The sequence below is a fragment of the Microcystis sp. genome (assembly GCF_048564745.1).
In the GTDB taxonomy this organism is placed as follows: Bacteria; Cyanobacteriota; Cyanobacteriia; order Cyanobacteriales; family Microcystaceae; genus Microcystis; species Microcystis ichthyoblabe_A.
The window spans coordinates 1-12823 of sequence record NZ_JBLZRT010000025.1 but is presented as its reverse complement, the minus strand read 5'-3'; the positions used below and the strand labels follow the sequence as shown (position 1 = coordinate 12823).

At 43.6% G+C, this 12823-nt stretch carries 12 protein-coding genes, 1 other RNA gene and 2 pseudogenes; 8 read left to right on the top strand and 7 right to left on the bottom strand.

Annotated features, from left to right (window positions below; genetic code table 11):
* The first annotated feature begins 116 nt into the window (after positions 1-116).
* The 3 genes from psb32 to ACOCD9_RS03780 all read left to right on the top strand — a co-directional run bounded on the left by psb32 (position 117) and on the right by ACOCD9_RS03780 (position 2584).
* Entirely contained in the window at positions 117-800 is a 684-nt protein-coding gene (gene psb32 / locus ACOCD9_RS03790) for a photosystem II repair protein Psb32 (protein ID WP_419546430.1), read from the top strand.
* Positions 801-943: 143 nt separating this feature from the next.
* Positions 944-1543: a hypothetical protein gene (locus ACOCD9_RS03785; protein ID WP_419546428.1), complete on the top strand. Its 600-nt coding sequence runs from the start codon at positions 944-946 to the stop codon at positions 1541-1543.
* 222 nt (positions 1544-1765) lie between these two features.
* The gene (locus ACOCD9_RS03780; RefSeq protein ID WP_419546427.1) at positions 1766-2584 is read left to right on the top strand and encodes a transglutaminase-like domain-containing protein; all 819 of its coding nucleotides are present in this window, start codon (positions 1766-1768) and stop codon (positions 2582-2584) included.
* 193 nt (positions 2585-2777) lie between these two features.
* Here ACOCD9_RS03780 and ACOCD9_RS03775 read toward each other — a convergent pair whose 3' ends face one another.
* A complete protein-coding gene (locus ACOCD9_RS03775) occupies positions 2778-3584 on the bottom strand; it encodes a nuclear transport factor 2 family protein (protein ID WP_287699951.1) in 807 nt (268 codons plus the stop codon).
* Between the two features lie 81 nt (positions 3585-3665).
* Between ACOCD9_RS03775 and murG the strand changes: the two genes are divergently transcribed.
* Positions 3666-4739, top strand: coding sequence for an undecaprenyldiphospho-muramoylpentapeptide beta-N-acetylglucosaminyltransferase (gene murG, locus ACOCD9_RS03770; RefSeq protein ID WP_287699950.1), 1074 nt, complete (start codon positions 3666-3668; stop codon positions 4737-4739).
* Here the strand turns inward: murG and ACOCD9_RS03765 are convergent.
* The 3 genes and pseudogenes from ACOCD9_RS03765 to ACOCD9_RS03755 form a co-directional block, all read right to left on the bottom strand.
* A pseudogene (locus ACOCD9_RS03765) lies at positions 4721-4921 on the bottom strand (Uma2 family endonuclease); the annotation flags it as partial. The gene murG and the pseudogene ACOCD9_RS03765 sit on opposite strands and share 19 nt — an antisense overlap.
* 21 nt (positions 4922-4942) lie before the next feature.
* Positions 4943-5803: a fructosamine kinase family protein gene (locus ACOCD9_RS03760; protein WP_419546424.1), complete on the bottom strand. Its 861-nt coding sequence runs from the start codon at positions 5801-5803 to the stop codon at positions 4943-4945.
* A 143-nt stretch (positions 5804-5946) separates the two neighbouring features.
* Positions 5947-7236 (bottom strand): M16 family metallopeptidase, encoded by a 1290-nt coding sequence (locus ACOCD9_RS03755; protein ID WP_419546423.1) that lies wholly within the window; start codon positions 7234-7236, stop codon positions 5947-5949.
* A gap of 289 nt (positions 7237-7525) precedes the next feature.
* Between ACOCD9_RS03755 and ssrS the strand changes: the two genes are divergently transcribed.
* The 3 genes from ssrS (at position 7526) to ACOCD9_RS03740 (ending at position 9598) form a co-directional block, all read left to right on the top strand.
* A non-coding RNA gene (gene ssrS / locus ACOCD9_RS03750) (6S RNA) lies at positions 7526-7713 on the top strand.
* Between the two features lie 199 nt (positions 7714-7912).
* Positions 7913-9283, top strand: coding sequence for an NAD(P)/FAD-dependent oxidoreductase (locus ACOCD9_RS03745; RefSeq protein ID WP_419546421.1), 1371 nt, complete (start codon positions 7913-7915; stop codon positions 9281-9283).
* Between the two features lie 60 nt (positions 9284-9343).
* Positions 9344-9598: a hypothetical protein gene (locus ACOCD9_RS03740; RefSeq protein WP_002731866.1), complete on the top strand. Its 255-nt coding sequence runs from the start codon at positions 9344-9346 to the stop codon at positions 9596-9598.
* A 104-nt stretch (positions 9599-9702) separates the two neighbouring features.
* Here ACOCD9_RS03740 and ACOCD9_RS03735 read toward each other — a convergent pair whose 3' ends face one another.
* Both ACOCD9_RS03735 and ACOCD9_RS03730 read right to left on the bottom strand, forming a co-directional pair.
* Positions 9703-9918, bottom strand: coding sequence for a hypothetical protein (locus ACOCD9_RS03735; protein WP_353737338.1), 216 nt, complete (start codon positions 9916-9918; stop codon positions 9703-9705).
* Positions 9919-9976: 58 nt separating this feature from the next.
* Entirely contained in the window at positions 9977-10618 is a 642-nt protein-coding gene (locus ACOCD9_RS03730) for a hypothetical protein (RefSeq protein ID WP_002766539.1), read from the bottom strand.
* Positions 10619-10808: 190 nt separating this feature from the next.
* On the opposite strand from ACOCD9_RS03730, the gene ACOCD9_RS03725 reads away from it, so the two are divergent.
* Positions 10809-11855 carry a glucokinase gene (locus tag ACOCD9_RS03725; protein WP_287699946.1) on the top strand — a complete coding sequence of 349 codons (1047 nt, stop codon included), beginning with the start codon at positions 10809-10811 and terminating at the stop codon, positions 11853-11855.
* 326 nt (positions 11856-12181) lie between these two features.
* Here the strand turns inward: ACOCD9_RS03725 and ACOCD9_RS03720 are convergent.
* Positions 12182-12823, bottom strand: a pseudogene (locus ACOCD9_RS03720) (transposase family protein); the annotation flags it as partial.

The following is a 12823-nucleotide window of genomic DNA, read 5'->3' as shown; positions in this document are numbered from 1 at the left end:
TGAATTTCCCCATCACCCCACTTCCCCATCACCCCGTCTCCCGTCTCCCGTCTCCCTAATCAAAAAACAGTAAACTTTTCCCCTATTATGTTCTATAGGAATTTTACCAAATCGATATGCTCAAATTATTAGCTTCTCTCCTTCTCTCCTGCTGTATAGCCTTGGGTGTTTCCCTGTCACCAGCTGCTGCTATGGGAGTCTATGACCTCCCCATTTTAAGCCCCGGAGCGCCCGCTTATGTGGTCGATCCTGTTTCGGCCATTAGTGCCGCTAACGAGGGAAAATTAAATAAAGATCTGAAAAATCTCGCCGAAAAAACCGGCCAAGAAGTGAGAATGGTGGTAGTCCGGCGCTTGGATTACGGTCAAAAAATTGACAATTTAGCCGATGATATCCTGAGAGAATGGTATCCTAATCCCGAAGATCGTGGCAATCAAACTATCGTCGTTCTTGATACTTTAACCAATAAAACTGCTATGCGGGTTGGGGAGGAAGCAAAACCCCTATTAACCGCTGCTATTGCCGATAGTATCCTCTCGGAAACTATGGCAGTTCCCCTCAAAGATGGGGGAAAATATAATCAAGCTTTACTCGATGCTAGTCGTCGTCTAACGGCGGTACTTTCTGGAGAAGCGGATCCCGGACCGCCGGAAGTAGCGACAATTAATATCGAAAGTACCTTTACTACCGCAGAAGAAACTGACGATAAAAATGCCACGATTTGGGTGATAGTTTTACTGGTTTTAGCTACAGTAATCCCCATGGTCACCTATTTTTGGTACGCTGGTTTTGGTCGATAAATTAAATTAATGATCTGGGACTGATACAGCTAAAATATTCTCAGAGATAGCTCAATTCTCAGCCTGTATGAGCAAGATGAGGTAACTTCTGGAGTAGATTTTAGTTGTGTCAGTTTACCCCATTTGCTTAACCTTAATAACTAATGTCTAGACTGCTAAATAAATTACAATCCTATTATCGAGAGGAGGAAGGAACTTACTTAATTGAAATTAAACTTAATCAGTTACAGCAAGTCTTTAATTCTCTCGATCCTTCGCCATTCTTAGATAGAGATTTAGACGATAACGCCGAAAATTATATTATTAACTCTGTTGATGAATTCCCCCTCAATACCCCCCTTAAATTAGTCTTTTATCTTCCCAGTAACGAACAGAATACCGCCCGACATCTGTTACCATCAGCTTTACATAATTATTTTGACTATCGCCAACAGGGAGAACAAAGAAAATTACGCACAATTTGGCGACAGGGACGCATATCTTTGCTAATTGGTCTCTCCTTTCTTTTTGTTTGTTTGAGTCTCAGCGAATTAATTAGTCGTTTTGGCACCGATACATTTATTCACTTCTTAGAAGAAGGATTATTAATTAGTGGTTGGGTGGCCCTCTGGCGACCTTTAGAAATTTTTCTTTACGAATGGTGGCCTGTCAGTTATCAACAAAAGATTTTTGCTAAACTAGCCTACATCCCCATTGAAATCCGTCTCTTAGAGGAACCATCCACCCCGGACTCTTTTCGATAGAGCTAATCCTCCCGATGGCTTGTCTTCAAAGTTACAAAGCTTTTAGTTGAGGGGGTTTATAATAAAAGTAACTCTGTACAAAGCTTATCGGTTTTCAGCTTGGCTATTACTTTCTCCTCAAACTTTTAAGTAAGTAGTCGGGCCTAACTTTTTTCAGTCTGGCGATTATTGGCGTTTCATCTCTACCAATCCTGACAAAATTTCATTTAGATAGGAGTCCTAATGTTAATCCGTGTTGGTTATGAATTTGGCTTTGATGCCCCCTTACCCGTGGTCATGTTGTTAAAACTTTATCTACACCCATCAATTTTAAATCAAGTTAGACAATCGGAAAATTTGCAGGTGGAACCGGCAACAAAAATAGAAGAATTTTTAGATAGCTTCGGTAATCGAACCAGTCGTCTAATTTTACCCGACGGACAGATCCGCATTCACAATGAAGCAGTTATCGAGAATGAATGGAAACCCGATATCGTTAATTGGAATGCCCAAGAAATTCCTTTAGCAGAGTTACCAACCCAAGTTTTTCCCTACCTAATGAGTAGCCGTTATTGTGAAGTAGATTTGCTTGCGGAAATTGCCTGGGAACTTTTCGGACAAACTCCCCCCGGTTGGGCAAGGGTACAAGCGGTTTGTGATTGGGTTCATAGTCACATTCGTTTTGGTTATGAATACGCGCGGGTGACGAAAACCGCCTATGATGTCTATCGGGAAAGAACGGGGGTTTGTCGCGATTTTAACCATCTAGCTTTGACTTTTTGCCGTTGCCTCAATATTCCCGCCCGTTATGCCTCCGGCTATCTCGGAGATATCGGCATTTCTCCCCAACCCCTACCGATGGATTTTAGTGCTTGGTTTGAAGTCTATTTAGACCATCAATGGTACACTTTCGATGCTCGTCATAACACCCCCAGAATCGGGCGAATTTTAATGACTCGCGGCTTAGATGCCGTCGATGCTGCCCTAACAACTTCTTTTGGTCAAGTAAATTTAACAAAATTTAAGGTATGGACGAGCGATGTTTCCCACCTCTATGCTTAATCAGAGTATTTATTCAACCTCTTGCATAATTAATTTTTGAGGGTTCAAAAACGGCAAAAATAAGGATTAAATTGCATGAAAGTGCCAGCCATTGGAGTGAACGGGGGGAATAAAACCCTACACCCCACACCCTACACCCTAAACCCCACACCCCACCAACAAGCTTTTTCAGCAAACCCTACTTAGATAAAAATTACTTTTCTACCTTAACCCGTTGAGTAACGACAACAATCCCATCTCCTTGGATTAAAATCGCCGATAACCAACGATTTTCCGGTGTTGCCGGCGCTTTTACCCGCTTAAATAAACCGCCGGACTGTAATAATTCCAATTCTAGAGGCTTTGTATTAATATAACGCTCAATATCTACTTTCTCATCGACCGCCGCTCCGGCCAATAAATCATCCCCCAAAGGTTCGCGAACAATCACATCAAAATCAAATTCTTGACCGACTTTCACCCTTTCCGGAATTCTCACTTGAACACTGGGGGGATTTTTGCCAGTGCTTAACTCGACTCTCTCGCTTAAAATCTCCTGATAAACCAGTTTATTACCCTGAAATTGTTGACGAGAACGAATCGTAGCATTCATTCCCACCACTCGTCCCTGCACCTTTCCCGTCCCGGTAATTTTAGTAATTGTATTGGCCGTTAACTTGTCCCCGGAACGACTCCAAGATTCGAGGGTTGTGGTGTATTGTAGATTGTTATAACGTTCCCAAAAATGAGTTAAAGCCTTTTTAGTTTTTTCGTAGGTCAAGCCATCGGAGTTAGTAAATTTCGGACTATAAAACTCCATTAATTGCTTGAGATCTCGCTCGTTAGCCGCCGTTTCGATTTTAGAGATAAGGGTTTTTAAATTAGCCGGGGCAGTTTCTGGCTTTTCGGCCCGCAAACTGGTGGCAAGGGTAAAAGTTAACCCCAAACCTAACAGCAACGACAGGGAAAAATTGAGGGATTGACGAAAAAATTTATCGGGAATCGTGTTCAAGTTACGCATTAGTGATAGTTTGTGTAAGGATCGATCAATAACTATGGTAGATTATTTCATTCTAGGGCTGAATTTCCCCTCTCTCGAATTATGGCACGCACTCCAACCCGTCTATTGATTGCCGCTAGTGGTACTGGTGGTCATTTATTTCCCGCCTTGGCCGTGGCCGAGCGCTTGCCGGATTATGAGATTGAATGGTTAGGAGTTCCAGACCGTCTGGAACAGTCCTTAGTTCCAAAAACCTATCCCCTGCACACTATTCCCATTGAGGGATTTCAAACCCGTTTGGGGTTAAAAACTTTCAAGATTCTGCTGCGTCAACTGTGGGCCATTTGGCAAGTGCGTAGTTTAATCAAAAAACGTCAGATAGCGGCAGTTTTTACCACCGGGGGTTATATCGCAGGACCCACCATTTTAGCGGCTCGTTTAGCCAATATTCCCGTCATCCTACACGAATCTAACTACATACCGGGCAAAGTCACGAAAGTTCTCGGTCGCTGGTGCGATACGGTCGCCCTCGGTTTTCAGGGAACCGCCAGCTATTTACCCGGCACTCGCACCACTTGGGTTAGTACACCAGTACGCGAGCAGTTTCTCATTCCCCAGTCCCTAGATTTACCGATTCCAGAGACTGCTTTTTTGATTGTCGTTGCCGGTGGTTCTCAAGGGGCCGTGGCTCTTAATCAACTTGTCCGACAAAGCGCTCCCCAATGGTTAGAAAAAGGCATTTATATCGTGCATCTCACGGGAGAAAACGACCCCGAAGCGGATAGTTTGCGCCATTCTAACTATTTTTCCCAGCCTTTTTACGACAATATGGCGGGATTATGGCAAAGAGCTAATCTGGCTATCAGTCGCTCCGGTGCCGGCACTTTAACGGAATTAGCGATCACTTGTACGCCTTCGATTTTAATTCCCTATCCTTTTGCTGCCGAAGACCATCAGTTTTATAATGCCAAAGTTTTCGCTGAAGCTCAAGCCGCTTATCTTTATCGTCAAAATGAGTTAACTGCTCAGTTTTTAAGCGAATTAGTCCTCGATTTATGGTCTAATCCCGAAAAATTGGCCGCCATGGCTCAAGAAGCTTCTCATCTAGCTATTAGTGACAGTGCCGATTTATTAGCCGATTTGTTGAGAAGAAAGAGTCAAAAAGATAGTTTTTGAAACAAATCAGCCACGGGAAAAGTGAACCCCGGAACCACCTCTTCCCCCTCCAAAAAATCTCCTGATGTTAATAATCCCTGCGGTTCGTACCCGGAACGATAAACTAAAACATAGTGTTGACCTGGATTGATAACCCAGAGCAAACGAGTACCATTGGCAAAATATTCGGCAATTTTGTCCTCAAAGATTCACAAGTAAAACCCTTAAAGAATTTCCTGTAACATCCGATTGGCCTGGGAAGCGTAACCACCCCCAAATAAATTAAAGTGATTGAGAATGTGGTAGAGATTGTAAAGAGTTTTGCGCTTTTGATAACCAGCATCGAGGGGTAAAACATCGTTATAACCCCGATAAAAAGCCGCCGGAAAACCGCCAAAAAGTTCCGTCATGGCTAAATCTACCTCCCGGTCTCCCCAATAGGTGGCAGGGTCTAAAATTACCGGTTCCCCATCGACGGTAATTGCCGCATTTCCCGACCACAAATCACCGTGGACGAGGGAGGGATGGGGTTGATGCTGACTCAAAATCTCGCTAATAGCGGGAATAACTTGATCCTCGTCGGGAAAATTGCCGCCGCGCTCCTTCGCAAGTCTTAATTGATAGCCAATGCGCTGATGAGCGAAAAAATCCGCCCAATTGTTACTAATGGTATTAATCTGGGGAGTAGAACCAATGGTATTATTACAATGCCAACCAAAGCGATCGGATAGGGAAACTTGATGTAAACGAGCTAAATTTTGCCCCATTTTTTCCCAGCTTTGACTATCGCCACCGCCGAATTCTAACCACTCTAGAACTAAATAACTAGATTTCTCGGCAATTCCCCAACAAATTGGCTCCGGGACCCTGATAGTCTTGGTAGCGTGAATTTGCTTTAATCCTAAAGCTTCGGCGGCAAACATGGCCTCTTGGTTCGCTTGGTTAATCTTAACGAAATAAATTAAACCATTGCCACTAACGGCATAACCCTGATTGATACAGCCACCACTAACGGGACGACTTTTCTCGATTTCAAAGGGTTTTTCCGTGGTTTGGGCAATATGTCGGGCAATTTGAGTCCACATAGGTTATCAGTTATCAGTTATCAGTTATCAGTTATCAGTTATCAGATGTAAGTTATCAGATGTAAGTTTTAAGTTATTTAGTTATTTATTTATTTATTTTCATCTTTATACCTGTTCACTGATTACTGATTACTGTTCACTGATTACTGAATTGGTCTCACCACCACCACACCGTAAGCGTGAGCATTTAAATACTCTTGACAGGCATTTTGAATATCCTCTAAAGTGAGGGCTTCAATGTGTTGGGGATAACAAAAAGCCGGTTGTAAATCACCGATCTGAGTATGATAATAACCGTAAAGGTTAGCCCGATCGCTCGGTCTTTCATTGCTAAAAATAAACCGATTGGCCACTTGGGTTTTAACTCGTTCCAGTTCAGAAACTGTCACAGCTTCCTGTTGAATTTGTCCAATCTGTGCTATCACCTCTCTCTCCACTTGCTCGATATTTTCCGAGGCTAATTGGGCCGACACGGAAAACACCCCTTGCACTGCTTGGGACATATTACTGGCAGTTATTTGGGAAACTAAGGCCTTTTCTTGACGCAGAGACTGAAATAATCGCGATACCTTGCCCTGACCCAGAATAGCCGCTAAAACATCGAGAGGATAGGTTTTTTCTAAGTCTCTTAACCCCGGCACTTTCCAAAATAGGATTAAGCGGGCCTGCTGCAAATTTTCATCCTCGTATTCTTGACGGATAATCTCGTTAAAGGGAGCTTCAGGCTGTAGATTGGCGATAGGATGGGAAATAAGCCCAGAATTGCCCTTACTGCCTAAAGTATCTAGAGAATCCCTCACAATAGCCATTAAATCATCTACAGGCAAATTACCCACCACTGCCACCGTCATCCATTCGGGACGATACCAAGTCTGATGAAAATCGCGCATTTGTTGAGGAGTAAGATTTTCAATCACTGCCGTCGGACCCAACACCGGACGACGATAGGGTAAAACTTGAAAACAAGTCTCCATGGTGCGATAAAAAGTGCGACGACGGGGATTATCCTGAGAACGACGAATTTCTTCTAAAATAACCTGTCTTTCCCGCTCAAAAGCTTCATCGGGGATTAAAGCGTCTAAAACCACTTCTAGCTGCAGCGGGGCCAGATGGGCGAAGTCCCGCGGGGCAGTGGTAATGTAATAATGGGTGTATTCTTGGCTAGTAGCGGCATTAGTCACCGCTCCCCTCGATTCGATCGCCCGTTCAAATTCACCACTGTCTAAGTTAGGGGTTCCCTTAAAAACCATGTGTTCAAGAAAATGAGCCATGCCATTGATCTGATCCGATTCTAAGGCCGAGCCGACCTGCAGCCAAACATTGAGGTTAACCGCTTCTACCGGTTGACTTTCGGCAATAATCGTTAAACCATTAGCAAGACGGTGCAGAATCGGAGTGTTAAGTGTGGCAGGTTTCCCTAGGATAGCCGTCATTCTTTATTAGTCCTCGGTAATCACTCTGGCAAAGATTGTCCCTTTTCTCTATTGTAGTCCCAGACTTTCAGAGCGCAAACAAGATCAGGTGTTGGGTGTTAGGATTCAGGAGGCAATAGGCAATAGGCAATGGGCAATGGGCCGCTTTATCCTCCCCACACCCCACACCCCACACCCGTTCGGCTGAGCTCACGGCCGAAGCCCACCCCCCACCTCCCCACCTCCCCACACCCCACTTCCCCACTTCCCCACTTGCCTCTGAGAAAAAAAAATGCTACGATAAAACTAAATCGGGCTTCTACGTTGGTGACTGCCTTTCAAGTTTTTTGATCTATGCTTGATTGTGATAAGGGAGCAAGTAACCAATCCGTGTGGTAGTAAACCGAGCTTGTACTCGGAAACAGAAACGCGGAATATAAGTTCCCACCTGGTTAACCCAGGTCATAAACTTAGGTAAAACGGCGTAGCGGTCTTTTCAAGTTTTTCGAGCATATATAGGCCAAATTCTGGGGAGATTCCCTGTACTTCCTTAGTTTTGCCCTCTTGGTTGGTCAAAAAAGCCAGTATCTATATTTTTTTCTAGGTTAAAGACTACTGTTTTCGGTAACGTTTGTCACCGCTAAATTGTGACAATCCGGACTACACTAGGGAGAAATTTATGAATTATTGTTAAGCAATGACTGAAAAACAGCCAAGAGTTGTTATCATAGGCGGCGGATTTGCGGGTTTATACACGGCCAAAGCCCTAAAAAACGCCCCCGTTCATGTTACCCTCATCGATAAGCGAAATTTCCATCTTTTTCAGCCCCTCCTCTATCAAGTCGCTACTGGGGCGCTGTCTCCGGCCGATATCTCCTCACCTTTGCGCTTAATCCTACGGGGTCATGACAATACAGATATTCTCCTCGATCATGCCATAGATATAGATCCGGTCAAGGGAGAAGTGATCTTGGAAGATCACCCGCCAATCGCCTACGATCAATTAGTTATTGCCACGGGAGTCAGTCATCACTATTTTGGCAATGATCAATGGCAGCCCTACGCTCCTGGGTTAAAAACCATTGAAGACGCAGTAGAAATGCGTCGTCGCATCTATCTCGCTTTCGAGAAGGCCGAGAAAGAAATCGATGCCGAAAAGCGGCAAGCTTTATTAACTTTTGTTATTGTCGGTGGCGGACCGACGGGGGTAGAATTAGCAGGAGCGATCGCAGAAATTGCCCACGGTGCGCTTAGGTCTGATTTTCACCAGATTAACCCCACAGAAGCGAAAATTTTGCTCTTAGAAGGGATGGATCGGGTATTACCTCCCTATGCGCCCGATTTATCCGCTAAAGCTGCCGCTTCTCTCATAAAATTAGGGGTGACAGTGCAAACTAACAGCATCGTTACCAATATTGTTGAAGGTTGTGTCACGGTCCGTCAGGGAGAAAAGACGACAGAAATCGCCGCCGAGACAATTTTATGGGCAGCAGGGGTAAAAGCATCGAGAATGGGGCGAATTTTGGCCGAAAGAACCGGGGTAAATCTCGATCGCGTCGGCCGGGTAATCGTTGAACCTGATTTAAGTATCGCCGGTTATGCCAATATTTTTGTGATCGGGGATCTGGCTAATTTTGCCCATCAGGGAGATAAACCTTTACCCGGAATTGCCCCCGTGGCCATGCAGGAGGGCGAATATCTGGCGAATTTATTAATTTCTCGCCTAAAAGGGCAAAGTATTAAACCTTTTCATTATATCGATCGAGGTAGTCTGGCAGTTATCGGCCAAAATGCGGCCGTGGTTGATTTGGGATTTGTCAAGTTTTCCGGGTTTATCGCTTGGTTAGTCTGGGTTTGGGCCCATATTTACTATCTGATCGAATTTGATAATAAATTAGTGGTGATGGTGCAATGGGGTTGGAATTATTTTACCCGCGGTCGTGGCGCTCGTTTGATTACGGGAGAGGGACAGAATTTAGCCTCGGGACAATTGCCGCAAAATAACGGCCAAAATAATAACAATCTGGTCGTTTCTAACCAGACGGAAACTCTCTCTGCGCGATCATAAAAGTGTGAAAAAATAACCGTGATTATCCAGTTATCAGTTAGCCGGTAAAAACAATCGATCATGAAAATAGAACATCCTAACAGTCTAGAAATTACTCCAGAGGAAAGCCAAGAATTAGAATATTTACGAGTTACAATTGAACGAGCGATCAAAGATGGTGTGATCACAAGAATAGAATTTGAATCGATTAAAACAATCATGTTTTCTAATAAGAAAAACAATCCCGACCAAATCCTCCGACAGGTGACACTCTATCGCCATTTAGTCGTTGAAAAAATGAATAATGGCGAACTAATTTTTGAATCTCCTCAATAGGGTGAAATGCTGTTGTAAGCTGCCCGCGCATTTAAATTACTTGTTGAGATAGGGTGCATCTCACATTTGCAGGAATACCGACAATCAGCAATTGTCAGTGACTCTTAGATGATGACAAATGTATCAGCAGCTGCGTGTAAGCATCCCACCGAAAAGCTAATGCGCGGGGGGTTTGGGGGCGGCACTTCGACACGCTCAGTGACAGCGCCACGCCCCCAACGGGGGGTTTGGGGGGTAGAACCCCCCAAAAGCTTGGATTGAGTAATAAAATCGGAAGTAATGCCCAATTTTAGCCGAGAGTTTCCAAGTAAAAATCCCAATTGGTAGATTGACAAAAATGAGATGCACCCTTACCTCCTGCCTTTTGCCTTTGTTAGCCTATTCTTTTTTGTCGCTACCCGGAAAAGCTCGACCTTGAATATTTTCTAAAGCTGAAACTGCCGCCCTGGAACCAGCGATAATATCTCGTTCTTCTCCCCCTAAATATAAGCGTCCAAAACTGCCCACGGAAGTAACGTGTAGGATATTAATTAAAGCGGCTTTTTCCGCCTGATTAGCGGCTAGGGAAGCGTAGGCGGCTGGTTGCACTTCTAAAACATATAAAGTCTGTCCTGCCATTAACATCATACCCCGAGAACTACGGTTAATTAATTGGGCTTGGTAAGCGTCAATGTTGCGAATAATTTGGCTGGAGACAATTTGCGGTTTCAGACAATCGCGCTGACTAACGCCTAAATACTGCAAAATTGCCTGACCGGCCGCCCTGACCTCTCCCTGACTGCTAGAATGGAGTTCTAAGAGTCCATAGAGTCTTTCTACGAATAGAACCCCCGGACGAACCACGGCGGATTTGAGGGCAATATCGGTGATGCGATTAATCTCGATGCCGGGGGAAATTTCAATCCAGAGGGAAGCATCCCCGGGTAAGGGTAAAAATCCTTGGGCGACTGTACCGATGTAAGCGGCGTGTTGAAGCTGTAAATTGTCAAGATAAACGTAACTGCGAAGTTCTACACCCAAGCTGATTTCTCCCTCTTTCTGTCCTCTAGCCAATCCCCATTCCAACCCGGGAGCGATGATTAATCAATCCTTAATTAGGGCTTAGGCATTACCATCTTTCACTATAGTATAGAATTGGTGGCCTTTAAATTTGCCTGATAGAAAGGGTAAAAAACTATAATTATGGGGACAAACTCAGGGAAAAACCAGCATGACGATTCTTTTAGGGGGAGATATCGGGGGAACTAAAACAATCCTGCGTTTAGTGGATTGCCAAAACTCACCGGATAGTCCCCAACCCCTGCTAACTACTCTCGATCAAGAAACTTATCCTAGTGAACAATACCCCGATCTGGTGCCGATCGTCCGGCAGTTTTTGGCCCGACAAACTACTATTCCCGCGGTGGCAAAAGCTTGTTTCGGTATTGCAGGTCCGGTGGTTAACAATAGTTCCGAATTGACTAATTTAAGTTGGTCTCTAACTGGCGATCGCCTAAGCCGAGATTTGCAGATTGAGGAAGTAAAATTAATTAATGATTTTGCGGCGATCGGTTATGGGGTGTTAGGATTAGCCCCAGAGGAGCTGCACAATCTACAGTCGGCCCCGACAGTACCGGATGCCCCGATTGCGGTTATCGGTGCGGGGACGGGGTTAGGAGAGGGTTTTTTGATTCCCGTCTCGAAGGGTAAATATCGGGTGTTTGGTAGTGAGGGTTCCCACGCTGATTTTGCCCCTCGATCGAGTTTAGAATATCAACTATTAAATTATCTCTTGGAACTCTATAATATCGAGCGAATTTCGGTGGAGCGAGTGGTTTCTGGCCCCGGAATCACTTCTATCTATCGATTTCTCCACGATAGTAACTATAGTCAGTCATCACCGGCCATGGCGGAAATTTACCGCACTTGGTTAGCAGAAATGGGTAAAACGCAAAAAACCGTCGATTTAGCGGCCAAAATTGCCAGTTTTGCCCAAGATAACTCGGATGATCTCTGTTATCAAACCATGAAAATTTTTGTCGAGGCCTACGGTGCGGAAGCGGGCAATTTAGCCCTCAAGTTGCTTCCCTACGGAGGATTATACATCGCGGGGGGGATTGCGGCCAAAAATCTTCCCCTAATGACCGAGGGTAGCTTTATGAAGGCTTTTCGGGCTAAAGGTCGGATGAGGGAGCTATTAAGCAATATTCCCGTCCATATCGTTCTTAATGCTCAAGTGGGACTGATGGGGGCGGTTTACTGTGCTAGTCAGCTATGAGGGAGGGTTTAGTGGAGATGGCTAGGGATTATTTTCAGGTGGTGATTCGGTAGTAGTGATGGAGGCTTAATCCTTTCCTTTGCTGTGCATTAGAACTCTTGCAAATTAATTATATGTTATGATGGTAGGCTAACTAATTTTTTGGGAAAATTAGCCAATTAGTGCATTTTTTCTGAATGAAAACCTGAAGTTTTACTTTTAACTCAAAACTCTTTATATATGCTTTAATTTGGTTATCAAAACCTCTTTATTTAAGCTGCAGAAACCATCTCAATTTTTATTATTGAGAATAAATTATCCTTGACTGGATTAATGTTTGGCAACTTTTAAGAAGTTGCTATAACTATTCTTAACTCATAGTTATAAATAGTCGTCAAAAAGTTAACTTTTAAACTATATATTCGACGACAATTCCGATATTTACGCGATAATATTTTCAAGATTTTGAGTTTCCTATTTATAGGTTAAATGATAATCCTTTCTTTGGCTAAAGCATTGTTATACTCCTTTTATAACTCTGTTAATTTTCTATTTTTCGGTTTCTTTTTCGGTGTATAACCATTACTATGGTATGTATCTATTCCCTGATAATTATTGTCTTCTCTGCTGGGAGTTAAAGGATGAAACCGAACTCGACTTTTTTAAAATAAACTAAAATCGTGACCTCTACCTTTCCCACAACAGACACAGATAATTTCCTCGGTATTTTTATCAGCTACTAATTGGGATTTTAAAGTATGATAACTTCTTTTACCACAAAAAAATTTTTCTGTTTCTTTTTGAGGCGTTCCCTGGGAGTTTCCGTTACATCCATTACCGTTATGACCGGTATCTCTGCTTGATTGAGTAAAGCTTTTTTTCCTTTTAAACGGAAGTTTCCCGATTGTAAAAGCATTTTTTCCGTCTTATTTACAATCCGACATATAGTTGATTCTGATAGTTCCCAGCTTGTACCAATGTGAAAATAT

Bases quoted from the DNA above. Each gene is read 5' to 3' on its own strand.
- psb32 (WP_419546430.1), top strand. From the start codon at position 117: ATGCTCAAATTATTAGCTTCTCTCCTTCTCTCCTGCTGTATAGCCTTG.
- ACOCD9_RS03785 (WP_419546428.1), top strand. From the start codon at position 944: ATGTCTAGACTGCTAAATAAATTACAATCCTATTATCGAGAGGAGGAA.
- ACOCD9_RS03780 (WP_419546427.1), top strand. From the start codon at position 1,766: ATGTTAATCCGTGTTGGTTATGAATTTGGCTTTGATGCCCCCTTACCC.
- ACOCD9_RS03775 (WP_287699951.1), bottom strand. From the start codon at position 3,584: ATGCGTAACTTGAACACGATTCCCGATAAATTTTTTCGTCAATCCCTC.
- murG (WP_287699950.1), top strand. From the start codon at position 3,666: ATGGCACGCACTCCAACCCGTCTATTGATTGCCGCTAGTGGTACTGGT.
- ACOCD9_RS03760 (WP_419546424.1), bottom strand. From the start codon at position 5,803: ATGTGGACTCAAATTGCCCGACATATTGCCCAAACCACGGAAAAACCC.
- ACOCD9_RS03755 (WP_419546423.1), bottom strand. From the start codon at position 7,236: ATGACGGCTATCCTAGGGAAACCTGCCACACTTAACACTCCGATTCTG.
- ACOCD9_RS03745 (WP_419546421.1), top strand. From the start codon at position 7,913: ATGACTGAAAAACAGCCAAGAGTTGTTATCATAGGCGGCGGATTTGCG.
- ACOCD9_RS03740 (WP_002731866.1), top strand. From the start codon at position 9,344: ATGAAAATAGAACATCCTAACAGTCTAGAAATTACTCCAGAGGAAAGC.
- ACOCD9_RS03725 (WP_287699946.1), top strand. From the start codon at position 10,809: ATGACGATTCTTTTAGGGGGAGATATCGGGGGAACTAAAACAATCCTG.